This is a genomic window from Paenibacillus sp. FSL R7-0128, assembly GCF_038002245.1.
Taxonomy (GTDB): domain Bacteria; phylum Bacillota; class Bacilli; order Paenibacillales; family Paenibacillaceae; genus Paenibacillus_AQ; species Paenibacillus_AQ silagei.
In genome coordinates, this window is record NZ_JBBOCD010000001.1 from 87,370 (window position 1) to 111,502 (window position 24,133).

At 52.9% G+C, this 24,133-nt stretch carries 16 protein-coding genes; 11 read left to right on the top strand and 5 right to left on the bottom strand.

The annotated features are described in order from the left end of the window. Positions 1 to 11: 11 nt before the first annotated feature. Positions 12 to 818, bottom strand: coding sequence for a WYL domain-containing protein (locus tag NST26_RS00450; protein ID WP_340978228.1), 807 nt, complete (start codon positions 816 to 818; stop codon positions 12 to 14). Next, entirely contained in the window at positions 805 to 2,118 is a 1,314-nt protein-coding gene (locus NST26_RS00455; protein ID WP_340978229.1) for a helix-turn-helix transcriptional regulator, read from the bottom strand. The genes NST26_RS00450 and NST26_RS00455 overlap by 14 nt, the downstream gene beginning before the upstream one ends. 176 nt (positions 2,119 to 2,294) lie before the next feature. Between NST26_RS00455 and NST26_RS00460 the strand changes: the two genes are divergently transcribed. From NST26_RS00460 to NST26_RS00480, 5 genes are all read left to right on the top strand, one after another. Further along, complete coding sequence (locus tag NST26_RS00460) at positions 2,295 to 3,089, top strand: nucleotidyltransferase domain-containing protein (protein ID WP_340978230.1); 795 nt, start codon at positions 2,295 to 2,297, stop codon at positions 3,087 to 3,089. 15 nt (positions 3,090 to 3,104) lie between these two features. Continuing rightward, positions 3,105 to 4,370: a class I SAM-dependent methyltransferase gene (locus NST26_RS00465; protein ID WP_340956785.1), complete on the top strand. Its 1,266-nt coding sequence runs from the start codon at positions 3,105 to 3,107 to the stop codon at positions 4,368 to 4,370. A gap of 3 nt (positions 4,371 to 4,373) precedes the next feature. Next, entirely contained in the window at positions 4,374 to 6,983 is a 2,610-nt protein-coding gene (locus tag NST26_RS00470; RefSeq protein WP_340956783.1) for a metallophosphoesterase, read from the top strand. Between the two features lie 172 nt (positions 6,984 to 7,155). Next, positions 7,156 to 7,605 carry a LytTR family DNA-binding domain-containing protein gene (locus tag NST26_RS00475; RefSeq protein WP_340956781.1) on the top strand — a complete coding sequence of 150 codons (450 nt, stop codon included), beginning with the start codon at positions 7,156 to 7,158 and terminating at the stop codon, positions 7,603 to 7,605. Continuing rightward, a complete protein-coding gene (locus NST26_RS00480) occupies positions 7,598 to 8,008 on the top strand; it encodes a hypothetical protein (protein ID WP_036726322.1) in 411 nt (136 codons plus the stop codon). Before NST26_RS00475 ends, NST26_RS00480 begins: the two co-directional genes overlap by 8 nt. A gap of 86 nt (positions 8,009 to 8,094) precedes the next feature. On the opposite strand, the gene NST26_RS00485 is transcribed toward NST26_RS00480, so the two are convergent. Beyond that, positions 8,095 to 10,476 carry a GH36-type glycosyl hydrolase domain-containing protein gene (locus NST26_RS00485; protein ID WP_340956777.1) on the bottom strand — a complete coding sequence of 794 codons (2,382 nt, stop codon included), beginning with the start codon at positions 10,474 to 10,476 and terminating at the stop codon, positions 8,095 to 8,097. Between the two features lie 253 nt (positions 10,477 to 10,729). On the opposite strand from NST26_RS00485, the gene NST26_RS00490 reads away from it, so the two are divergent. The 5 genes from NST26_RS00490 (at position 10,730) to NST26_RS00510 (ending at position 21,291) form a co-directional block, all read left to right on the top strand. After that, the gene (locus NST26_RS00490; RefSeq protein ID WP_036726325.1) at positions 10,730 to 11,662 is read left to right on the top strand and encodes a GNAT family N-acetyltransferase; all 933 of its coding nucleotides are present in this window, start codon (positions 10,730 to 10,732) and stop codon (positions 11,660 to 11,662) included. A 338-nt stretch (positions 11,663 to 12,000) separates the two neighbouring features. Continuing rightward, complete coding sequence (locus tag NST26_RS00495; RefSeq protein ID WP_340956774.1) at positions 12,001 to 16,560, top strand: S-layer homology domain-containing protein; 4,560 nt, start codon at positions 12,001 to 12,003, stop codon at positions 16,558 to 16,560. Between the two features lie 110 nt (positions 16,561 to 16,670). Next, positions 16,671 to 17,813 (top strand): response regulator, encoded by a 1,143-nt coding sequence (locus NST26_RS00500; protein WP_340956772.1) that lies wholly within the window; start codon positions 16,671 to 16,673, stop codon positions 17,811 to 17,813. Between the two features lie 93 nt (positions 17,814 to 17,906). Continuing rightward, the gene (locus NST26_RS00505; RefSeq protein WP_339252879.1) at positions 17,907 to 18,629 is read left to right on the top strand and encodes a GntR family transcriptional regulator; all 723 of its coding nucleotides are present in this window, start codon (positions 17,907 to 17,909) and stop codon (positions 18,627 to 18,629) included. Positions 18,630 to 18,906: 277 nt separating this feature from the next. Continuing rightward, positions 18,907 to 21,291, top strand: a complete 2,385-nt coding sequence (locus tag NST26_RS00510) for a phosphoketolase family protein (protein WP_340956767.1) — start codon at positions 18,907 to 18,909, stop codon at positions 21,289 to 21,291. A gap of 65 nt (positions 21,292 to 21,356) precedes the next feature. Here NST26_RS00510 and NST26_RS00515 read toward each other — a convergent pair whose 3' ends face one another. Continuing rightward, positions 21,357 to 22,226 (bottom strand): TIGR03915 family putative DNA repair protein, encoded by an 870-nt coding sequence (locus tag NST26_RS00515; protein ID WP_340956766.1) that lies wholly within the window; start codon positions 22,224 to 22,226, stop codon positions 21,357 to 21,359. Next, a complete protein-coding gene (locus tag NST26_RS00520) occupies positions 22,226 to 23,536 on the bottom strand; it encodes a putative DNA modification/repair radical SAM protein (protein ID WP_340958173.1) in 1,311 nt (436 codons plus the stop codon). Before NST26_RS00520 ends, NST26_RS00515 begins: the two co-directional genes overlap by 1 nt. Positions 23,537 to 23,729: 193 nt before the next feature. On the opposite strand from NST26_RS00520, the gene NST26_RS00525 reads away from it, so the two are divergent. Further along, a complete protein-coding gene (locus tag NST26_RS00525) occupies positions 23,730 to 23,921 on the top strand; it encodes a hypothetical protein (protein WP_036726332.1) in 192 nt (63 codons plus the stop codon). Positions 23,922 to 24,133 lie beyond the last annotated feature (212 nt).

A 24,133-nucleotide genomic window follows, 5' to 3' on the forward strand; every position in this document is an offset into this window, starting at 1 on the left:
ATCGAAAGACCTCACTCTTCCATCTCCCCATACCTTCCCACCGCCATCTCCGCCGACTTCAGCATACGCTGCTTCAGCTGCTCGCCCTCAGTGATCTTCACGCGCAGGCCCAGGAAGCGGATGCGGGAGAGCAGGAACTCGCTGTCGTCTCTCATGTAGTGGACGGTGATGCGGTAGATCCCGGTAGCTTCATCAAAGGCCACGGACTTATCGAAGCAGGAGAACGTGGACAAGATCCGTGACAGCTCGGCATTGTAGACAGGGATGACCTGAATACAGGCGGATTCTCTCAGACCGTCTAGGAGACGGGCGATCCGGGCCTTGAGGCCTTCTATACGGTGGGCGGGGATGGGAGCGGGATCGGCAGACACGATGTTCCGCAGCTTCGTGGACATGAGTGAGCGCTGCCGGGTGCTATACCACTGTAAGTACCACTCCCGCTTATACATATTGTACTCCAGCTTGTGGGGGAAGCCGGACGGGTCGGTCCGTTCCCCGCCATGCTTGATCGCATACGTGAGCTGAATTCCCTGATTCTGCATGATGATGCGGCGCAGGGGGCGGAGCAGCGGATGATAGACCTGGCGCTCCTTGCTGCGGGCCTTCTCGATGATGATCTCTCCTACTTCAATAGAAGCTTCAAGCTCCAGCAGGGAGTTCAGTTTACGTAAGATTTCTGTTGAAAAAGCTTCAGCCGCCGCCGGATGCCCCAGCATCGTCTTCAGCCAGGAACGCTCCTGTGAGGTTAGCGCCAGGGAGCCGGCCTCTTCCAGGCGGGAGATGATCTGGAAGTTGAATATTTTCTCAAAGGGATTCATAGTAGCTCTTAATCTCCTTCCATTCCTCCATGAACTGCTTGCGCAGCCAGCGGGGCTCCAGAATCTCGCAGCTGGAGCCGAAGCTCCGCAGCCACGGCTTGATCTCAAAGATCTCGTTCACTGTAATCTCGTACAGGAAGGTCGTATCGGACTCCTCCGTAATGGTTCCCCACTGCCCCTGCGCCTCGACCCGCTCCCGGATGAAGTTGGCGCCGGACCGGCTGGGGTTATAGAATCTGACGGCGACCTTCACCGCACGGTTGGTATCCGTCACCCAGCTATACTCCAGCTGAGCCTCCAATTGCTGAAGTCTCTGCGCAAACTCCTCTTCTTCTACAGGCTCGCCCTCCTCAACCTGGGTCAGGCCGTCCATCCGTAATTTCTTAATCCCGGTCCGGCTGTGATAGCCGATCAGATACCAGCGCCCATACTGATGATCGTAGACGACACGCAGCGGAAGCAGACTGTCTGTAATCCCTGCCGATTCCCGCTCGAAGAGGGGATTGGTGTTCTGGGAGGTGTAGTTCATGCCTTTTTTGGGCGACAGATAGAGGAATTTGATTCTCCGGCGCTGCTGAATCGCCCCGAAGATCGTATAGAGATGAGCCTCATCCAGAATCCGTGAATGGTAATGGTATTTGTACCGGTGGGTCTCCGTGGCTTCGGGGAGAATGTCCCTTATCCGCAGTGCCTTCTTCAAGGTGTCACGCAGGAGGTAACCCTGGACAGACGGAATCTGCGTATTGGCAATGACATCTACATAATCGAACAGGTCGAGCAGCTCGTCATCCGTAAGCTGGTCCAGCAGTTCGTTGGCTGCCTTGTACCGGTAGGGACGCTTCTCATTCACCCTTACAATCACGCCGACCTCCTCCAGGTATTTCAGGTCTCCCCGGATGGTCTTCTCGTCCGGCAGCGGTGAATCGGCGGGCATCTGGTCACAACAGCCGTCATGCAGTTCCTTGGCCGTCAGTTCCTCACTCTGAAGTGCGGTTAACAGCAACGTCAGCCGGATGCTCTCCGTCTCCTTCAGCGATTTCGCCCGGAACAGGAACAGGAGCAGCGGATCGGCCGATTCATAGTAATTGTAGCGGAGCCATTCGGACAGCTCGGTGCCTTGTTCTGTAGTCAGATCCTGCTGCAGGACGGTCACCATTTCCTTGAGATTGCGCAGCGTTTTGTCATAGGTATGTACGGAAATGCCGAGCCGCTCGGCGAATTGCTGCCTGCTGTAAGCTCCCCCGGCTAGTGACAGCATACGGAGAAACTGGATTTCTTTATCGAAGCTTTCCTTGGCCATATGTATACCTCCAGCCTGTAGCGCATTCATGAGTTGTAATAGTTAATACCTCTATTAAGCACCAGAGTTGCATGAAATGGAAGATTTTTGTCTGCCGCCATACTTTCACCCTGTTCCTCCTTGGCAAAATGAGGGAAGATAAGGCCAGCGAAACCGACTTGGAACGGAGGGACGGCATGAACCCTATAAATACGCTCATCCATGAGCAATTGAAGCAGATTGAACAAGAGGAGCAAGTGACGATCCTCTATGCCTGTGAGTCAGGCAGCCGCGCGTGGGGATTTCCCTCACAGGACAGTGATTACGATGTGCGGTTCATCTATGTGCATCGGCCGGAGTGGTATTTATCCATATGGGATGCACGAGATGTCATAGAGCGTCCTATTAACAATATGCTGGATTTTAGCGGCTGGGATCTGCGCAAAGCCCTCAAGCTGTTCCACAAATCCAACCCGCCGCTGCTGGAGTGGCTGCAATCCCCGATCCAGTATGCTGAGAAGTTCAGCGTGGCGGAGCAGCTTAGGGGGATTTCACCGTATACCTTTTCGCCGAAATCCTGTATGTACCATTACCTGAACATGGCCAAAGGCAACTACCGGGATTACCTGCAAGGGGAGCAGGTCAATATCAAAAAGTATTTCTATGTGCTGCGCCCGGTGCTGGCCTGTGAGTGGATTCACCGGTACGGTGAGATGCCGCCGATGGCATTCGATGTGCTGGTAGAACGGTTGATCCCGCAGGACGGCCCGTTGTGGCCGGTTGTGCAGCAACTGCTGGTCCGGAAGCGGTCAGGTGAGGAGCTGGACCTGGAGCCGCGGCTGAGTGTGATTAACGAGTATCTGGAGGAGCAGCTGCAAGGGCTGGAGAAGACAGCGGCGGCATACCTCAGTGCCAAGACGGACAATCGGGACCGGGAGCTTGATGCTCTGTTCCGGGAGGCCTTGCAGGAAGTATGGGGGTTGAATTTGTAGAGGAGGCACACAATCATGGCTATTGTACAACTGAGATCAACGAACCCGCAGCTAAGCTTCATCATCCGCAAGAATCCGCAGAGCGGTATGCAGCTTCGCCCGGTCCGCCAGGGGATCGCTTACGGCTGGTATTCGGATGAAGCTACTTATAATGTGTATTTCAAGGATGCTGACAATGAGGTCTCCTATAAAAAGAACGATGGCGAGAGCTTCGAGTACCTCAATGTCTCCCGCTACAACACCCCGTTATTCCCGCTGAATGCGGTGAATGAGTTCTTCTCTACCCCGTTCAAGGCGCGGGATGAGCGGGATGCGGAGGGGTTTGAGCACTCTTTTACCATCCAGATGATTCATGCCCAGCGGTTGCATTACATCCGGTTCTTCGAGCAGCATCTGAAGGACTATACGTTCACCCTGGAGCATCAGGCGCATAAGAGCTATTCTCTAACCATTACTACGCGCAAAAGCCTCTACCACCTCCTGCATGTGGTCAGTGTGCTGTCCTTATTCTTATCGATCTTCGGGGATGAATATATCGATATCTCGGACCGGATTCTGGACAAGTATATCCGCAGTCTGAACGTGATGGACGCCCCTTTCTATATCCGCAGCCTGTTCGCCCGGAATCTCCTGAAGACCCGGGAGCAGTTCAAGCGGTACAAGGCGGCGGTCGAGCAAACGGAGCTGTATCCGATCGGTCTGGAATATGGCAGTACGGCGATGCAGCGGCGGACGTTCATCTCAGGTGTGCTTCCGTTCGATAAGCCCATTCTGGATATCGGCTGCGGAGAAGGCTTCTACGCCATTCCGTATGCCGGGAAGATTGACTGCGCTTATTATGCGGTGGACATCAACGAGGAGCTGCTGGAGGTCGTGAACCGGAAGGCAAAGGCCAAGGAGCTCGATAACATCGTCACCTTCCGCTCGCTGGAGCATTTCCTGGAGCTGTACAACGGAGAGCAGGTGGATATCATACTGACTGAGGTTGTGGAGCATATGAGTGAGACGGAAGCGGCTGCGCTGATCCGGCAGATCATCCGCCATGTTGATTTCGGGCAGCTGATTGTGACTACGCCGAATGCGGATTTCAATCCTTACTATCAGCTGGAGGGCTTCCGGCATGAGGATCACAAGTGGGAAAAGGGTCAGGCGGCGTTCGAAGAGTGGCTGACTGCCACACTTCAAGGGCTGGGCGTAGAAGCCGAGTTCTCGCTCGTGGGTGACCGGGTAGGCGACATTCGTACCACACAGAGCGCGATTGTGCGCAGACAGGAGGGTTAGACCATGGACATTCAGACGAAGGTACACACGATATTCATGCTGGTGGGAGCGACGGAGTGCGGGAAGTCTACTTTTGCCAAAGAAGTTCTGATCCCGCAGCTCAGGCTTGAGGACAGCACTACAGGTCTGCGCACGAATGTGCAGTATCTCTCTTCAGACCTGATCCGTCAGGAGCTCTTGGGCTATGACTACGATAAATACGACCAGGTCATGCTGGAGGCCAGCTCGCATACGTTCGCGCTGTTGTTCGAGCGGCTGAAGCGGGTCACCTCCTGGCCGATTAATGCAGAGTTTGTCATTATGGATACGATTGGTCTCGCCGAGGATTACCGCAGCAAGGTGCGGGCGATTGCTCAGGAGAACCAGTATAATCTGGAGGTCATTTTGTTCGATTACCGCAAACGGGAGGATTATTATGCCTCGGAGCGCTCGAAGAAGCTGATATCGGGTCACCTGAACCGGCTGCGCCGGGAAGTGCTGCCGGTGCTGTCCCGCGAGGGCTACCATAGCATTCATAAGGTGCGGGCGAAGGATTTTCTGCTGGAAGGTGTTGAAGGTACAGAAGGTACGGGGGAAAAGCGGCCGAACCCGGAGTACCGGGTGTACATTCAGGACTGGGAGGCGTATGCCGCTGCTGTGCTTCCGCAGGAGCAGGAATACATTGTAGTCGGAGACGTACATGAATGTGTTCAAGAGCTGCAAGGCCTGCTGCGCAGCTACGGCTACCGGATTGAAGAAGGGAAGCTAAGCGCTACGGATAAGCTGAAGAATACGCGGATCATCCTGGCGGGCGACTGGATCGATAAGGGCAAGCAGACCCGGGAGATCATCCAGTTCCTGTATAACAATCAGGAGCATTTCCTGTTCGTAATGGGCAACCATGAGAATTTCGTCTACAAGTACCTGCGGGGGGAGATCAAGGGGACTGAGCCGGAGCTGCTGAGAAGTTATTTTGACTCCACTCAGGTGTTACAGGAGGATGAGGAGCTGTTCCGTCAATTCTCCGTGCTGGTGGAGCGTGCGAAGCCGTTTTACCGTTATATCGGGATGCACGGCCCTTCCTTCTATGTGACTCATGCCCCTTGCCGCAATAAGTATGTCGGGAAGCTGGATACGAATTCGCTGCGCCATCAGCGCAACTTCCGGCTGGACCGTGAGTCTGCGTACGAGCAGCAGCTCGGCTTCCTGAAGGAGGAGGCGGAGGGGAACCATCCGTTCCATCTGTTCGGACATATTGCCGCCAAACAGACGTTCCGCATCAAGAACAAGCTTCATCTCGACACAGGAGCCGTGCATGGGAACGGGCTAACTTCTGTCCATATAACCTTCAAGCCGTTCTACAAAAGCCATAAATCCCAGCAGCCTCTATTACAGGAGGAGTTGCCGGTTCTCTTCCGCGAGGAGCACAAGGTCTCCCTGCAGGAGCTGGATACGGAGTCCATGCGAAGACTGCACTATTCCTCGCAGAATAAGGTCAACTTCATCTCCGGGACGATGTCGCCGGCGGATAAAGACGAAGCAACGGGCGAGCTGGAGTCGCTGCGCAAGGGATTGGATTATTTTGCCGGACGCGGGGTGTACGAGGTGGTCCTTCAGCCCAAGTACATGGGATCGCGCTGCACGGTGTATCTGTACCGGGACGTAGAGCATTGCTATGCGGTTAGCCGTAACGGTTATAAGGTCAAAGCTGTCGATCTGACGCCGGTTTACGAAGGGCTGCTGGAGCGGTTCGGAACGTATATGGCGGAGCAAGGCATCCGTGTGCTGCTGCTGGACGGGGAGCTTTTGCCTTGGAAGGCGCTAGGGGAAGGGCTGATTGAACGCCAGTTCCAGCCGATTGGGCGGGCACTGGAGAGCGAGCTTGCGTTCCTGAGGGAGCACGGGTTCGAGGAATCGCTCGGTGAGCTGATCCGGGAATATGAAGCCAGCGGGTTCGAGCAGGACCAGCATCATCTGACCAAAGAAGCGCTTAACACCAGCTACGGAGCTCATGTATACCAGACGTATAAGCATGTCCGCAGCATCCGGGACTCTTACGTGGGGCTTGACCAGCGGGATGAAGCTTACCGGGTGTATAAGCAGCAGCTGGAGCTGTATGCCGGGGATGCGGAGCTGGACTATAAGCCGTTTGCCATCTTGAAGGAAGTGCTGGAGAGTGGGGAGGAACGGGTGCCTGAAGGGGCGACCTCGGAGCAATACCGCTTCCTGAATGATGATGAGATTCTGGTGCTGGATCTGAAGGACCCGGAAGCGTACCGCAGCGCAGAGGCGTTCTTCGCCACAATTACCGTAGAGCAGCAGATGGAAGGCATCGTCATCAAGCCGGAGCAAGAGCAACCGGGAGTGGTCCCTTACCTGAAGGTCCGCAATCCGGGGTACCTGTCCATTATTTACGGCTACGACTACAGATTCCCGCACAAGTATTCCAAGCTGATGAAGCAGAAGAATATCGCACCTAAGCTGCGTACTTCCCTGGCCGAGCATCGGCTGGGTAAGCAGCTGCTGGAGATTAAGCTGGAGGATATTTCGGCGGACAACAGCACCTACAAGCAGATTGCCGCGAACCTGTTGTTCGAGGTGACGAAGGAGAAGGAGATCGATCCGAGGTTATAAAAGATAGTCAGGCAGGCTGCCGGGAAGCTCCCGGCAGTCTTGTTCGCGTACCTGTTTAGCCGCAGAAGGAGCTAAAATGAAATAAAACGCCAGATTCCTGCAAGAAAACGCAGATTGATGGTCAAGATGCTTTTAGGATAATAATATGGGTGTTGAGAGGAGGCAGTGACAGTTGGAGATTAGATTTGAAGCAGACCCAGGTATGGATCGGGGATCGGCCAAGGTCGTTACGCATCCGGCGGAACAGGTGCAATGGAAGAATCTTGAGACAGCGATTCAGGCGGCAGAGAAGCGGATCACAGTCATCAATGCCAGCAATAACCGCCAGGTCTCCCTGGAGACGAGCAAGGTTGCGGTCATCGAAGCGGAAGACCGGATGTGCAGTGTGCGGCTCATTACCGGAGAGATGTATCTGCTCAATACAAGGCTGAAGTTCGCGATGGAAGCGCTGGATACGCCCGGGTTCATCAAGATCAATAACCAGACTATTATCAATACCCGTTACATCAAAGAATTCTCGGCAACCGCCAATGCACGGGTGGAAGTCCTGCTGACAGATAATAATTCCTACACTGTTAGCCGTTACTATATCAATGATTTTAGGAGGAATTATCATGGCTAATCAGATCAAGCAAGGATTCTTTCAGGTATTTACCCTTACGTCGCTCTGGGTCACGCTGCTGTTAACGGTGTTCTTCAGGGATCAGCCGGTGGAGATGTTGTATCTGTGGCGTCTGGCGGGTATCGCCGCTATCGCTGCCGTAGTCTTCGGGGTGATGTATAATGTGCTGTGGAATCACTTTACGCTGAAGCCGCTGTGGAATATTCTGATCGGTTCGCTTCTCAGTATTGCCGGCGGAATGGGCATGGTATGGCTGTTCTCTGTCGAAATGTTCGGGATTATCAGCGCCTGGTGGCCAGGAATGCTGCTGTTATCCGTGATTCTGCATACGGTGGCGTTCTACTTCTATGCCAGAGCGAACAGCAGGAAGTCGGCAGAGGAATTGAATAAGATTTTGAAGTAGCATGATATGAAAAGAAGGAGAGCGCCCGGCGGGTCTGCTCTCCTTCTTCGTATATACTCTATGCCGTTCCTTGGACCGGCGTAAGGCTAACCCATCACAACCAGTACATCGTTCTCTGCCGCCATCCGGGACACAGGAATCAGGTTGCCCTGGATTTCTTCGCCATTGATGACGATACGGGAGACGCCCTTCTGGACGCCGTTCTTGTTCTCCACCTGGATGTTCAGCTTCTTCCCGCGGAACTCGCGCACCATGGAGAAGTCGGTCCAATCCGAAGGGACACACGGATCCAGACGGAGGCCGTCCTTCTGCGGCTGAACGCCCATAATGCCCTCTGCCAGTGAGACCATGACGGTGGAGGCCGTGCCGGTCAGCCAGTGGACATGGGCCCGGCCCTGATACGGGCTGTCCTTGGACTCCACGAATTGGCCGTGGACGTAAGGCTCCAGCTTGCGGACCTCCGCATTGTCGTTCATGGTGGCCGGACTGCAGTTCAGGAAGTACTCGAACGCGCGTTCACCATTGCCGATCATCGTCTCCGCCAGGATAAGCCAGCCCTGTGGCTGGCTGAAGATGCCGCCGTTCTCCTTGGTCGAAGCGTTGAACAACGCCATGAGTGCTACCGGCAAGCCGTATTTGCGGAATGGCGGGTAGAACAGCATCGTGCCGTAATCGGTCCGCAGATTGTCATAGACCTTGTCCATGGCGAGTTTGGCCTGTTCCGGGCGGGCCGCGCCGCTGAGCACCGACCAGCTCTGCGGATTGAGCCAGATCCGGCCCTCATCGTTCTCCCACGAGCCGATGGTATAGTTGTCCTCGGTGAAGCCGCGGACGAACTGGTCGTTCTCCCAGGCATACTTCTGGATATTACCGTCCAGCTCCTCCAGCAGACCTTGCGCCCATGCGGCATCCTCCGGCTTGTTCTTGTTCTCCGCGATGCCCATGAAAACCTTGAAGCCCATGTACAGCTGGAAGGCCACGAACAGTGATTCACCCTTGGCGCCGAGCCGCAGGCAATCGTTCCAGTCGGCATGAAGTCCAACCGGCATGCCGTGGGCACCCATCCGGTCGAGACTGAATTGAAGCGCCTGCCGCAGATGCGCATACACCGTTGCTTCGCCTTGATCTGAATAAGGAATGACCTCATCCGTGAAGTCCCAGTTCCCGCTCTCATTCAGGTACTTGATAACCGTCGGGAACAGCCACAGGGCATCGTCGGCCCGGTAGTGGGGATGTCCCGTCTCCCGTACATATTCAGGGTCGTCCGGTGTTCCTTCATGACCCGGATTATGGTCGAATTTCACCAACGGCAGCCCGCCGCCGTTGGATACCTGGGCAGAGATCATCAGCCGCAGGCGTTCAAGAGCCATCTCATGGTCCAGATGGATAATGCCCTGGATGTCCTGCACCGTATCCCGGTAGCCGAGCCCGTTGCGCAGGCCGGAGTACTGGAAGGAGGCAGCACGCGACCAGATGAAGGTAATGAAGCACTGGTAAGCATTCCACGTGTTGATCATATGGTTCAGATTGCTGCTTGGGGTCTGCACCTGGAAGCGGTTAAGCTTGCTGTGCCAGAAGGTCTTCAGCTCTTCAAGCTCCCGGTCTACCACGGACAAATCCTGGTAGTGGCTAAGAATGCCGGAGGCTCCCTCTTCATCATATTGTCCCAGCAGGAAGGCGACTTCCTTCTCTTCTCCCGGCTGCAGCTCCACATTGAGCTGCAGGGCACCGCAGGCATTGGTATTATAGTTCAGCGAATTGGAGCATTGACCGTTCTCCACGGAGAGCGGATTCCCGTAGCTGCGGTAATCTCCAAGGAACGTATCGCGGTCCCCGTCATAACCGGCCACCTCTGCTCCGGCCGCACCGAAGAATCTCCAGGTTTGCTCTCCCGCGATGTTTTCATTGATGACTTGAAGAATTTTATCGTGCTTGAAGTAGGTCCGGGAAATAAACAACGTGTATTGCAGGTTCACGGTATCTTGCTCATAGTTGTTGTCATTGGTGAATTCGGCGAAGCCGAAGAGGGCCAGCTTGCGAGCCGCAGTGCCGTCATTGCGGATCTTCATGCGCCATACTTCATAGGTCTTGTTCAGCGGTACGTAGTATAAGGACTCGGTATGAATGTTGTCATAATCTGAGACGATGTTCGTGTAACCGGTTCCATGATGGCAGACGGACTTGTATTGCTCCAGATCCTTGCCTACCGGCTGCCAGGAGCCGGACCAATAATCCCCGTTCTCCAGGTCTTTGACATAAATGTAGCGCCCAGGCTCGTCCTTGGAGTTGAAGTGATAGCGGATATGCCGTCCGTTGGCCCCGGATTTCACGAAGCTGTAGCCCCCGGCGTTACCTGAGATAATCGCACCGTATTCCGGCGAACCGAGATAGTTGGCCCAAGGAGCAGGCGTATTCGGCTTCGTAATCAGGTACTCTTTGTTCTTGTCGTCAAAATGACCGTATTGCATAACCATTCCTCCTCATAATAGATGACAGGCAGGGCTATGAACGCGCGTTCATAAATGACCGAAGAATCCCGCCCAATTCCATTATAAGACAGTTGCGGTCTGACAATATACCCTATATTTGAGAAAAAAACAAACAGTAAAGTCTTTTTATAGCAGTTTCCTATATTTGAATGGGCACGTGGCCTTGTTAAGATCAAAAGGAAGGTCTATGTGAGTGCAGCCGGATGGCTGGAGGTATAAGGAGGAGTGCACGATGAGTGTAAAGCAATGGTCTGAAGATACGATATCCTACGATTTAAATGGTGAATGGACTATCCGGAGAGCAGAGCCCGAGGAGTGGGGAGTATATTGCTCCGTCTATTATAACATGGAGTATAACGGTTTTTTTAGAGAGGAAAGCTATGCGAATCCGCGCAGGAATGCCTTTTGGATATACAAGGGGGAGAGTAGAATCGGCGGAGTTCGGATGTCACCGAATGTGATCTACCATCTCTTTGTAATCCCTCCGTTTAACGATTCATTCGGAATATTGAAGCAGCTTAAAAAGTTGTTGATTCAGTGGTCTGACCGGAAGGAACCGATACGGACCTATGAGGTTCTGCCGGATCAGGTTCACCTATACGCGCGGGCAGGCTTCTGGCCGGATGAATTCAGATGCCGCTGGATGCAGCGGCCTACAGAACTATTCCAAGTGGACTGGGAGGATGATCTGCGGATTGAAAGTCCCGAAGTAGAGGAGAATGAGGCCGGGGACAAGCGGTTTATTCTCACAGAAGAGATTGCCCGTTGTGACTTCGAGAGCTTTAGAGAGGGCTTGGATGCAACCCGGCGGAAGCAAACGGTTATGAAAGATTTCCTGCCTACTGATCCTAGTTACTCTAATGAGAAATTAACACAGGCCTCCACGCTGGTATTCGATAAGGCGACGGGACAGCTCATTGCCAATTGCCGGCTGTGTCTCCAGGATGATGTGGCCGCAGTCTATAGCATTGGCGTTAATCCGGCCTATCGTGGGAGAAGACTGGCTACACGTATGCTGCAAAGAGCCCTTACCACTCTGAAGGGGACTTATCCGCTGCTGAGATTGTATGTAATGGAGGGAAATGATGCGGAATCTGTGTACTATAATCTCGGGTTTAAGCCCGGGGTGCAGGAGGTTCAGAAGATGTATATCCCGGTGAATTAACGGAAATAAGCGATCCGCAGGATCAACCAGGGCACCCTTAGGGTGTCTTTTTTAACTTTTCAAATGAACCGCAACATAAGGTTGGGAGGAGATTCGCAATTATGCAATGATATTTGTCACAAAAAAGGGGATTTGTAGAGTTAATGTAGAGGACTGTCGGATAGTATTAGAAACTAAGAGATTATTATACACAACCTGTCGGTATCCCGTTAGTACGATTTGGTGAACGCCTGCATAGGAAGGGAGGAATTTACAGGTAACAGGCAAGCGGTCTATGAACAATAGGAAGTGTCGGCTGATCCCATAAAAGTCCCATTAGATGAGGAGTACACAAAAAGATGACAATATCGAAGAAATGGAACAAAGGATGGTCCCGAAGTCTGGCCGCCTCTTTGTCGATTGCGCTGGTCACCGCCAACTTTGCGGTGCTTGGGCCAGTGGCTCATGCGGCAGTCGCGGAGAATGACGGTACGGAACAAATTTTTACTTCGGAGAAGTACCGGAGTTTCACCAATCCGGATAGCGGAGCTGTTAACCTAACCTTCCCGGAGCTATTTATCACTGCAGATTCCGGTGAAATGATGGACGGGGCTACGGTTGTAATCAATGGTTATAAGTCAGGTGACAAGATTACATTCGCCACATCCGGCACTGGAATTACAGTTGCCACCAGCGGGGGCAACGGAGCCTACATCTTAAAAGGCAATGCGCCGGTTGAAATCTACCAGCAGATACTGGAGAATGCCCAGTTTACGATGACCTCGCCGGGTGAACGCAGCCTGACCTTCGGTCTGGGGCCTGTGCTCGCTTTTAATAAAAATGGACATTTCTATGAGTATGTGACACAAAACAGCATCAAATGGACGGATGCCCGAGTGAAGGCCGAGGAGCGGACCTACTATGGACGCAAAGGGTATCTAGCGACAATTACTGACCCGGCTGAGAACGCTTTTATTGCGGAAAAGGCTCAAGGGATTGGCTGGATCGGCGGGAAGGACGTAGCCCGTACAGAAACCAACGGACGGGCCAATACACGTGTCTTCACCTTGCAGAACAATAAATATAACGGTTATGGTGATTGGCGCTGGGTAACCGGACCTGAAGGAAAGCTGCAGTACGAAGGCAAATCCGGACTTCCTTTCTATAAGGGTTACAATGCTAGTGGTGGGAGGAATGATTCTGCCACAGTGACGGATCTTACTTATGGGATTGGTACTAACCATATCATGCATAACAACTGGGATGCAGGAGAGCCGAATGACTCTACCTACGAACATGTAGTGCATATTTTTGCAAGTGGAAAATGGAACGATTATCCGATTGATAACATCGTGAATGCTTACCTCGTTGAATACGGCGGTATGGAAGGCGATGCCAACTCCAGCATCAGTACTACCATAACACTGGTGGACAAAACCCCGCTGAAGCAGGACAACGAGACAGCAGAGGGCTATCTTGGTCTTGAGCCGCAGGAATATACAAAGGCCTCTCTGGCGGTTCTCAAGACTGCAACGGATGCTGCCAACGCTGTCCTTGAAGATGAGCATGCGTCTCCTGAAGAAGTTGAGGCCGCCCGTAAGGGTCTGGAGGATGCCATTGCCGGACTGGTGAAGCAGCCGCCAGTGGCTGATAGCGCAAGCTATACCGAGGGCAGCAACAACCAGGTATCTATTAAGTTTGACAAGCCTATCAAGTTCAATGCGGATGATACCGATACTACGGATGACTTCAGAGTGACATTGGACGGAAGACTGGTCGATGTTACGCATGCTGTAGTGTCTGATCAAGATCCTAGTGTCATTATTCTGACCCTGGCCAGTCCGCTGTCCAATGATCCTGTGGTTCGAATCGAATATGATGCCGCAGAGTCGGCAATCCAGGCTCAGACACCCGGGAAAGAGCCAGTGTCCGACTTTACGCTCATTGCTAACGGACCGTTCGGTGATTCCTTGGAAATTCAGACGCCTGCTAAGGGAACAGAGGTATATGGAGCAGACTTCCCGCTCCCGGTAACCGGACAAGCTGCACTCGATTCGGTGGTTACGGCTGCTGTGTATAAAGTGGATGTCCACCCGAATGCGCATCTGTTCGACCTTGAGGTAGGGATTACCGTAACCGATGATGTCTATAAGTGGGACACCAAGCTGCCGGGTCCGCTGGCACCGGGCTCCTACCATGTGGCGGTGACTTCGACCAAGACATTCGGCGATGAAGTAAGAACAGAAACGAAGCTGGTGCCGTTCACGGTACCGCAGCTGGAATTGACCCATGTGGCGGTAAACGAAGGCCAGCCGGATCACGCGGTATTGACGTTCAACCAGCCTGTAGGCTCTGCGTTGACTGATGCTGATCTCACCGGACTGACCATTGATGGCCGGAAGGTTATTGCTGTGAAGTCCGTACAGGGCGACAAAGTGGAAGTCGTTCTGGAGGAAGCGCTTGGTCCTGATGATGCGCTGATCGTAGGGTACGATCCCGCTGCCGGTAATGTTACGGCTGAAGGCAACGTTCTGAACGAATTGAAGCCGATCCAGGCCGGCGAGCAGTCAGGCATCACGAAGAATAACAATGTGATTCCGCTTCAGCTCGTTGCTGCTTATCCCGAAGCGGGGCAGCTCAAGCTGGTGTTCAATAAGCCGATCAACGATCTGACCGATCTGGCCGGATTCACTTACGGCGGCGTGCCGCTTCAGGCACCTTTTGAGATTAACGGCAATGAACTGATCGTTTCAATTCCCGCTGATCATAACGGTGGCATGTTGAGCTACGATCCAGAGCTTGGCAATGTTACGGAGAACGGCAACAAGAATAACCCGCTTACGGGATTGCAGCCGGGCATTGACCTAGGCGGGGATGGCAAATATATCGCCGACGGCGGCAAGCTGCCGGAGAACGGTCTGGGATTAACGGCAGGGGATAAGCCGGTATCGCTGAGTCCAGCCTTCCAGCCGGATGTACCAAGCGGCTATCAGGCGACCGTGCCTAATGAGACGGGGACTATTGCGCTGAATCTTGCCCCGGCAGGAGATAACGATACGCTGCGCAAGGTTAGCTTGAACGGTGTAGAGGTTCCTGACGGAGACTGGAGCAAGCTGCCGCTTCAGGAAGGGCTGAACATCATCCAGGTAGATATTGTGGATGCGAAGCGTCCGGGCGTTAAGCTGGGGCAATACCAAATTCAGGTTATCCGCGCAAGCGGGAAGCTCGTATCGCTTGATCCTTCGAGCGGCACACTGCAGCCTGAGTTCAAGCCTGAAACTGCAAGCTATGATGTATCCGTAGCGAACAGTGTATATGAAATGTCATTTAAGCCGGTTACACTTGATCCTGGTGCTGTGGTAACACTCAGTATTGCCGGTGAAGCTCCGGTAGAGGTTACAAACGGTCAATGGAGCAAAGCGCTCCCTCTAAAAGTAGGCAAGAATGAAGTTCTGGTTACCGTCAAGGATTCCGCAGGCGGAACGAATACGTATACAATGATCATTACCAGACAAGAGCCTGTATCTTCAGGCGGAGGCGGAGGTTCCGCTCCGGCTCCAGCAGCTCCTGAAACATCCAAGACCGAAGTGATTCAGGTGGATGTGGCCATCGGCGGAGCCAATGCAGCTGGCATCACGAAAGTGCCTGTACAGCGTACCACTCAGAGCAATGGCATGATCACTGATCTGGTCCGCTTCACCAAGGATAAGGCTGAAGAAGCGGTGAAGATGGCGAAAGAGACGGGACAAAGCATTGCCCGTGTAGTCATCCCGGATGCGGCGGACAATGTCAGCGAAGTGAATGTCCAGATTCCGGCGGAAACCGCCAAATTGCTGAAAGAGAACGGCATTGTACTGGAAATCTATACGGAGAATGCAATTGTGCGTGTTCCGAATGAATCGCTGGAAGGCATCGGACAAGACTTCTATTTCCGGCTGGTGCCGGTGAGAAGTGCAGCAGAGCGGAGTGAAATCGAGAAGAGAGCCACGCTTGAAGCTGTGGTCCGCGAAGTGGCGAAGAACAACAAAATCGAAGTGGTCGCCAGACCGATGACCATTGAGACGAATCTGTCCAGCAGGGCGGTAACCCTGATCCTGCCGCTAAGAGATGTGAAGCTGCCTGCGAATGAAGCGGCGCGTAATGCATTCCTCGCACAGCTCGGTATTTTCATTGAACATACCGACGGTACGAAAGAGGTTGTCAAAGGCAAAGCGGTTACCTATAAAGAGGGACTGCTTGGACTGGAATTCTCGGTAAGCAAATTCAGTACCTTTACGATTATTAACTTCAATAATCAGTCGCCTGCTACACATGTATCCTATATCGTTGGCTTCCCGGATGGTCAATTCAAGCCGGACGAACGGGTAACGCGCTCGCAGATGGCGCTCATGATTGCCCGGAATCTGGGCTATGATGCTAGTGCGGCTGTAGGCACTCCTCCCTTCCCGGATGTAGCTGTCCGCCATTATGCGGCAGCAGCCATTGCCTTTGTGAATGCACAGGGCGTGATGAAGGGTGATCCGGCCGGGAAATTCCGGGGCAATGCACCGATTACGAGAGCAGAGATGGCTGCTGCTGCAGCCAACTACCTGAAGCTTGCCGTACCGGCAGACGGAAAATCGGGCTTCAGCGATACCACTGGACATTGGGCCCAGGCGGTAATTGAAGCCAATGTGTCGGCAGGCCTGCTCAAGGGCTACCCGGACGGAAGCTTCAAGCCGAATGCTTACCTGACCCGGGCGGAAGCTGTAGTCATTGTTAATCAGATGTTTGACCGCGGCCCGCTCCATGGAGCAGATGCTGTGAAATTCCCGGATGTCTCCAAGAATCATTGGGCCTACCTGGACATCCAGGAGGCTGTCATCGACCATCAGTACCGGATCGACAGTGAACAGAAGGAACAACGGGTTACAGAATAAATGGATAGGGGTTGGAGGAGAGATCATTTCTCCTCCAGCCCCTAAATCATTAAATTTGAAGTATAATGGTTATAAAACCGTACCGATTTCCAGTTGCGAAGGAGATCCGAATGAGAGCAATCCTGATTGACGATGAAGAATTGGCACTAAAGGCTTTGGAACGCCAATTGCATGCGCTTGGTTGTTTCGAGATTATCGGCAAATATACCGATCCGCTGCAAGGGCAGCAAAAGGTAGAGGAGACCGAGACCGATATTGTGTTTCTCGATATTCATTTACCGGAGCTGAGCGGGATTGAGCTGGCGGAAAGGCTGCTGGAACGGAGACCCGATCTGCAGGTTGTATTCGTAACGGCATATGATAATTATGCGATCAAGGCTTTTGAGCTGAATGCCCTGGATTATTTGCTTAAGCCGATTCATACGGACCGTCTGAAGCTTACAGTTCGGAGATTGAATGCTCAGCAGAAGCCTGGCCTGGCAGCCCGGGCAGCGTCAGCGCAGACAAGCTGGAGAATGCTGATGCTCGATGCCTTCCGGATCTACGAAGGGAGTCAGGAGCTTCCGTCACTGCAATGGAGAACGGCGAAGGCGCAGGAAATCTTCTTTTACCTGCTGCATCATCGCGGCAAAGTGGTCAGTAAAGCCACTCTGATTGAATTGCTGTGGGCTGATTTTGATCCGAACAGGGCCTATCCGCAGTTATATACGGCTGTGTATCATATCCGCAAAATGCTGGAGCCCTTCAGCAGAGAACGGATTCTCCTGCAAAATACGGCGGACGGCTATCTGCTCAAGCTGAATGGAATCTGCCTGGACGTTGATGAGTTTGACCGCTTTATCCAAGCGGGGTTAGAGCTCTCGAATGACACACTGCCCGAATACGAACGAATCCTGAAGCTGTTCAAGAGCGAATATCTGGAGGGGTACGATTATGTGTGGGCGGAGCTTGAGCGGCAGAGATTCCAGCTGCAGTGGATTCGGCTGAAGCTGAATCTGGTCCGCTGGTATATGGGGAATGCAGAATATGAACAGGCCTTCAAGCACATTGAACAGGTCTGCACCCGCTATCCGTTAGAGGAGCAGGCGCAATTATTGTACATGCAAATATCGGATAGAATGGGCTTTCATTTTCTGGTGCAAAGACAGTATGTATTGCTGGAAACGGTCATGGAAGCAGAGGTTGCGGAGAAACCGAGCCGGGAGATTGTCAAATGGTATAGGGATTGGGATAACAAGCGTCAAAAAGGGTGAATCCGTGGATTCATCCTTTTTGCCCTATCTAAATTATGATATATTTAATCTTGAATGAACTTGTTCTGCAAAGATCCGACGAAGGAGCACCCCATGACCCAATTTGTCTACAAGCAGATTATTGCTGACCTCAAAACGAAGATCTTTGCCGGGCAGTACGCCGATATGAAGCTGCCGGATGAGCGCAGTCTCAGCGAGGCGTATCAGGTTAGCCGCAGTACCATTAAGCGTGCGCTGATGAAGATGGAGAGCTCGGGCATTATTTTCAAGAAACGCGGCTCCGGCACCTTCATCAATCCGTTATATATAAAGAACGATTCGATCTTCAATTACGAAGGCTCTAATCTGGGGGTGTCGGATAACTTCCAGATGCACGGGAAGAAGCCGGAGATCAAGGTGCTGAGCTTCGAGGTCATCCGGCCCACGGAGGAGCTTCAACGGGATTTGTTCCTGATGCCCCATGATTTCGTGTATAAGATCGTGCGTCTGCGCCTGTTTGAAGGTGCGCCTTTCATGATTGAGACGGGATATATTCCGATCAAAATTGTGCAAAATCTCGACCAGACGATTATTGAGGGGTCGATTTTTCATTATCTGGAGGAGTCGCGCAATCTGGCGGTGACCAAATCCTTTTTGTCTATTTTTGCCGAGCCTTCACTGCTGAATGATCAGGAGCTGCTCCATCTTAAGGAGAATGAACCCGTAGGGATTATGGAGGGGATCTTTTTCCTGGATAACGGCACGCCGTTCGAATTCTCGCATATGCGCTTCCATTATGAGTATCTAAAGTTTAACACTTTCGTATCTGTGCATTAACGGATGGACGGTGTAAATAGCATAACTGAGGTATAGCAGGCCGGGAGGAATCCCGGTCTTTTTAGCGTTTTTTTATCATGACAAATTAATCCATAATTATAAAAATAAACATCTTTTTGTGCGTGGTTTGCAGAGGAATTCATACTATGTTCAAAATTTCACAATATTGGACCGTATTAATTTCTAAAAAGATTGAATTTCTGAAATGCCGATGTATGATGTAAATGTAGAAGTGATACATTCAATTTACAAAGAAAAAGATTAGGGAGTGGAAGACATGGGATTAACAATCGAACAGGTGGATTATTCCTCGAAAACGTATCTGGCAAAGCTTGACGCTTACTGGCGTGCAACGAACTACATCTCCGTAGGCCAGCTTTATTTGAAGGATAACCCGTTGTTAAGAGAACCGTTGAAGGATGCAGACGTCAAAGTGAAGCCGATCGGACACTGGGGCACGATCCCTGGGCAGAACTTTATCTATGCGCACCTGAACCGCGTAATCACTAAATATGATCTCAACATGTTCTATATTGAAGGCCCGGGCCATGGCGGTCAGGTGATGGTATCGAACTCTTATCTGGACGGAACCTACACCGAAATCTACCCGCAGATCACTCAGGACATCCCTGGTCTGAAAAAGCTGTTCAAGCAGTTCTCCTTCCCTGGCGGTGTTGCCTCCCATGCAGCTCCTGAAACACCCGGATCGATTCATGAAGGCGGCGAGCTGGGTTACTCCCTGTCGCACAGCGTGGGTTCGATTCTGGATAACCCTGACCTGATCTCCGCTGTAGTTGTAGGTGACGGCGAAGCAGAGACCGGTCCTCTGGCCGCTTCCTGGCTGTCCAACCGGTTCATCAACCCGATTACAGACGGTGCTGTGTTACCGATTCTGCATTTGAACGGCTTCAAGATCAGCAACCCGACCATCCTCTCCCGGATGAGCAGAGAAGAATTGACCGCCTATTTTGCCGGCAACGGCTGGGAGGCATTCTTCGTAGAAGGCGAGAACCCGGATCTGATGCACCCGGAAATGGCTAAGGTGCTGGATACAATCGTAGAGAGAATTGCCGCCATTCAGAAGAACGCCCGTGAAAATAACGATACTACACGCCCTGTATGGCCGATGCTGGTCTTCCGCTCCCCTAAAGGCTGGACCGGTCCGAAATCGTGGGATGGCGTACCGAACGAAGGCTCCTTCCGTGCCCATCAGGTGCCGATTCCGGTCGATCAGAAGAACATGAAGCATGCTCCGGCATTGCTTGAATGGCTGAACAGCTACAGACCTGAAGAACTGTTCGATGAGAATGGCCGTCTGAACGCAGATCTGGCTGAAATTCTGCCAACCGGCGACAGACGTATGGGGATGAACCCTGTAACGAATGCCGGCAAGCTGATTAAAGACCTGCACAAGCCGAACTTCCGCAACTATACTCTCGATAATTCCGCCCCAGGCCAAGTAATTGCACAGGATATGGCCGTACTGGGCAAATACCTGAAAGAGGTTGTAACCCTCAACGAAGAGAACCGCAACTTCCGTATTTTCGGACCGGATGAGACTATGTCTAACCGTCTGGGACCAGTATTCGAAGTGACCAAGCGTCAATGGATGGATGCCATTCAGGAACCGCAGGATGAATTCCTCGCTCCCTATGGCCGTGTCATTGACTCCCAGCTGTCGGAGCATCAGGCAGAGGGGATTCTGGAAGGGTATGTACTGACTGGCCGCCACGGATTCTTCGCCAGTTATGAAGCCTTCCTGCGCGTGGTCGATTCGATGATCACCCAGCACTTCAAGTGGCTGCGCAAGGCTACAGATCAGACCTGGAGAGAAGACATTCCTTCCCTGAACGTGATCGCTACATCGACAGTGTTCCAGCAGGACCATAACGGCTATACCCACCAGGATCCGGGTCTGCTCGGCCATCTGGCTGACAAGAAGCCTGAATTCATCCGTGAGTATCTGCCGTCCGATGCGAACAGCTTGCTGGCTGTGTTCGACAAGATCCTGAATGACCGCCAGAAGATCAACCTGATCGTATCCTCCAAGCATCCGCGTCCGCAGTGGTTCTCGGCTGACGAAGCTCAGGAGCTGGTGGACAAAGGCCTTAAGATCATTGACTGGGCCAGCACCGACAAAGGCGAAGAGCCGGATCTCGTTATCGCTTCTTCGGGTACCGAACCAACTATGGAAGCCTTGGCTGCCATCTCGATCCTGCATGAGAAGCTGCCTGAGTTGAAAATCCGTTACATTAACGTAGTCGATCTGCTGAAGCTGAGAAGCCAGAAGCTCGATCCGCGCGGCTTGTCTGACGAAGAGTTTGATCAATTTTTCACAAAGGATAAACCGGTCATCTTCGCCTTCCACGGCTATGAAGGCCTTATCAAAGACCTGTTCTTCGACCGCCACAACCACAACCTGCATGTGCACGGCTACCGCGAGAATGGCGATATCACTACACCGTTCGATATGCGTGTACTGAACCAGATGGACCGCTTCGATCTTACGAAGGAAGCTGTGCTGAGCCTGCCGGAAGCAAACAAATACCAGGCTATCGCTGACGAGATGGACGCCATGGTGCAGAAGCATCACGCGTACATCCGTGAAGAAGGCATCGACCTTCCAGAGGTTGAGAGCTGGGTATGGAAGGCTCTGAACTAAGCTCTAGATGATCGTGTTATTTCATTAATAATATAGTAGGCTTCAATTAAGGAGCGCTCCGGTAGTCATGTTGATGGCTGCGGAGCGCTCTTTTTGTCCAATGATTGGAGCTGGATTATGGTCTCCGGGACCTCCGGTTGCAATGCCTTCTTCCGCTGCGCCGCGGTGAGTACAGGCACCCCGTTGCTGCCGTTCATCTCCACCATGTGCTTCCAGTATCGCTTCGGCATCTTCGAGGAACGCAGCCGGTCATTGCGGCGCTCCTTGATGCCGATGGCATGATAGAAGCCGGTCCATAAGCGGCGGTAAGATTCCTCCGTCTCATCCGGCTCAGGCGGGGTCCAACCGTTTAAAGGCACGATGGCCTCACGCCCGGGCTCATGAATCAGCGCAGCCCCATGGGTCTGATCGTAGATCATGAAGCTCTCCCCCTGGAACCGGTCACAGAAATGCTCCTGGATTACAGGCAGCACATAGCCCTGCGGTTCAATGACTGCGGCCATGACCGGGCCGTATACGGAGAAGCGAACGAAGCCCGTATACAGATGCGCTTCATGCCGGAGCTGCTGGACAGCCTTCATCAGCGTGTTAACGGTGTCATCCGCCAGCATATTCATCACCTTGCGGCCATGCCGGAAGCCGAGATACAGGAAGTTCAGCAGCAGCATTTCCTTCTCGGGAGCGCAGCTCCAGAAGCCCAGACGCACCAGCTCCTCGGCTTCGCGGCTGATCCGCAGCGGCAGGGACTTCAGTACCCGTGCGGCCTTGTCTTTGTCGGTCTCAATCCATTTCGCTTCCAGCAGCAGGCCTATTTCCCCGCCTTCAGCATGAATCGCCAGCGGTATCTCCTTCCAGGCATAGCTCTCAAATACACAGCACAGCAGACCCTCGAAGCTTCCGTCATAGGTGTACGCCAGTGCGGACGGCTTGAACATCAGGCCTTCGCCCCCTTGTTGAAGCTGTTCCAGTCCCCGGCGGCGGGCAAGGTGGAGAGGTTAAAGTCGTCGAACAGCGTGAGCTGCTCCACCTGCGGCTGCTGGAGAGCGAGCTGCTCCCCGGACATGAGTGAGCGAAGCAGCGTATGCTCGCTTACCTTCAGCCCCTCCAGCGGCTTATCCTTACAGGTGATGAAGAACTGGGCACGCTTGAGGACCACTCCCAGCTTCTTCAGCGCATGGAAATCGAGCGATCCGGCCCGTCTGGCCTTCACGATCCGCTGTGCGCTTCTAACGCCGATGCCGGGTACACGCAGCAGCATTTCGTACGGGGCGCGGTTGATCTCAACGGGGAATTGCTCCCGGTGGTTAACGGCCCAGCTGCATTTGGGGTCCAGCAGCGGGTTGAAGTTCGGCACGGCCTCATCCAATAATTCATTCGCCTTGAAGCCGTAGAAGCGCAGGAGCCAATCGGCTTGATAGAGCCGGTGTTCCCGCAGCAGAGGCGGCTTGGTGTCTAGAGCGGGCAGGAGGGAATCCTCTATTACAGGGGTATAGGCCGAGAAAAATACACGCTTGAGTGCGTATTTGCGGTATAAGCCCTCCGTCAGATTAAGGATCTGGTAATCGGTATCCGGCGTTGCCCCCACGATCATCTGGGTGCTCTGTCCAGCCGGAGCGAAGCGGGGTGCGTGATTATACCGGACGATATCGGAGCGGTTCTCCTTAATCCGGTTTGTGATCAGCCCCATCGGCTTCAGGATGGACACCTTGCTTTTATCGGGGGCGAGCCGTCCGAGACTCTCCTGCGAGGGCAGTTCAATGTTGACGCTCATGCGGTCGGCAAGCAGCCCAAGTCTGGACAGCAGGGCATCGTCTGCTCCGGGGATGGCTTTTACATGAATATAACCGTTGAAATGATAGACATTGCGCAGCAGCTCAAGCGCTGAGATCAGCTGTTCGGTGGTGTAGTCCGGATTGCGCATAATGCCTGAGCTAAGAAATAGTCCTTCTATATAATTGCGGCGGTAGAATTGCATGGTGATATCTGCGATCTCTTCGGGGGTGAAGGCAGCCCGGCGGATGGGGTTGGACTTGCGGTTGATGCAGTACGCACAATCATATACACAGCCGTTGGTCATTAACACCTTCAGCAGCGAAATACAGCGGCCGTCCGCCGCGAAGCTGTGGCAGATGCCCATCGCGGAGGTGTTGCCGAGCGCCCCGGCCTGGCCCTTGCGGTCGGAACCGCTTGAAGTGCACGCTACATCGTATTTGGCGGAAGCGGTCAGAATCTCTAGTTTCTCCATTACATCCACGGTCTCAATCCCCCTCATATGTGAGCATTATATACCGAACATACGTTCTTGTCAAAGGTATCCCCCCCTTCTTGGCCGCGTGTAAAATGTATGCGCATTCCGTCTTGTGCTATAATAGAAACTGATGGTTCATGGAATGAGGAATCATACGGTTATTGAAATCCGGGTTAGGAGTGTTGCTGAAGTGAGAGGATATAACATATGGCGGCCCATCATGCTGATTGCGGTTGCGCTGCTGACAAGACAGTTAGTGACAAGTATTTGCCTTATGTTCGGCATGTCGCAGGAATCGGCAGGCAGTGTAGCCATGCTGGGCATGATCGTTGCAGCTCTTATTATGTACAACCGCATGATGAAGGGCCGCCGCCGCAGATAAAATCAATAGAAGATCCGGCCGTATCTCTTCAGGCGGAGCGGATTGCATAGGAACAGGCTTGAGAGACGCCCGCACAGGTGTCTTTTTTATTAGAGGTGTCTTTTTAGCTAAAAAAATTTATGCAGACAGATGTGCATCCCGGTGATCCGGCAAGCGGTGCTTGAATAATCTGGCTGGAGCTTATATTCTTAGAAGGATATGCTATATGATGG

What these genes read in the sequence shown, in the direction of transcription:
- NST26_RS00450 (WP_340978228.1), bottom strand. Translation starts at nt 818, where the DNA reads ATGAATCCCTTTGAGAAAATATTCAACTTCCAGATCATCTCCCGCCTG.
- NST26_RS00455 (WP_340978229.1), bottom strand. Translation starts at nt 2,118, where the DNA reads ATGGCCAAGGAAAGCTTCGATAAAGAAATCCAGTTTCTCCGTATGCTG.
- NST26_RS00460 (WP_340978230.1), top strand. Translation starts at nt 2,295, where the DNA reads ATGAACCCTATAAATACGCTCATCCATGAGCAATTGAAGCAGATTGAA.
- NST26_RS00465 (WP_340956785.1), top strand. Translation starts at nt 3,105, where the DNA reads ATGGCTATTGTACAACTGAGATCAACGAACCCGCAGCTAAGCTTCATC.
- NST26_RS00470 (WP_340956783.1), top strand. Translation starts at nt 4,374, where the DNA reads ATGGACATTCAGACGAAGGTACACACGATATTCATGCTGGTGGGAGCG.
- NST26_RS00480 (WP_036726322.1), top strand. Translation starts at nt 7,598, where the DNA reads ATGGCTAATCAGATCAAGCAAGGATTCTTTCAGGTATTTACCCTTACG.
- NST26_RS00485 (WP_340956777.1), bottom strand. Translation starts at nt 10,476, where the DNA reads ATGCAATACGGTCATTTTGACGACAAGAACAAAGAGTACCTGATTACG.
- NST26_RS00490 (WP_036726325.1), top strand. Translation starts at nt 10,730, where the DNA reads ATGAGTGTAAAGCAATGGTCTGAAGATACGATATCCTACGATTTAAAT.
- NST26_RS00495 (WP_340956774.1), top strand. Translation starts at nt 12,001, where the DNA reads ATGACAATATCGAAGAAATGGAACAAAGGATGGTCCCGAAGTCTGGCC.
- NST26_RS00500 (WP_340956772.1), top strand. Translation starts at nt 16,671, where the DNA reads ATGAGAGCAATCCTGATTGACGATGAAGAATTGGCACTAAAGGCTTTG.
- NST26_RS00505 (WP_339252879.1), top strand. Translation starts at nt 17,907, where the DNA reads ATGACCCAATTTGTCTACAAGCAGATTATTGCTGACCTCAAAACGAAG.
- NST26_RS00510 (WP_340956767.1), top strand. Translation starts at nt 18,907, where the DNA reads ATGGGATTAACAATCGAACAGGTGGATTATTCCTCGAAAACGTATCTG.
- NST26_RS00515 (WP_340956766.1), bottom strand. Translation starts at nt 22,226, where the DNA reads ATGTTCAAGCCGTCCGCACTGGCGTACACCTATGACGGAAGCTTCGAG.
- NST26_RS00520 (WP_340958173.1), bottom strand. Translation starts at nt 23,536, where the DNA reads ATGGAGAAACTAGAGATTCTGACCGCTTCCGCCAAATACGATGTAGCG.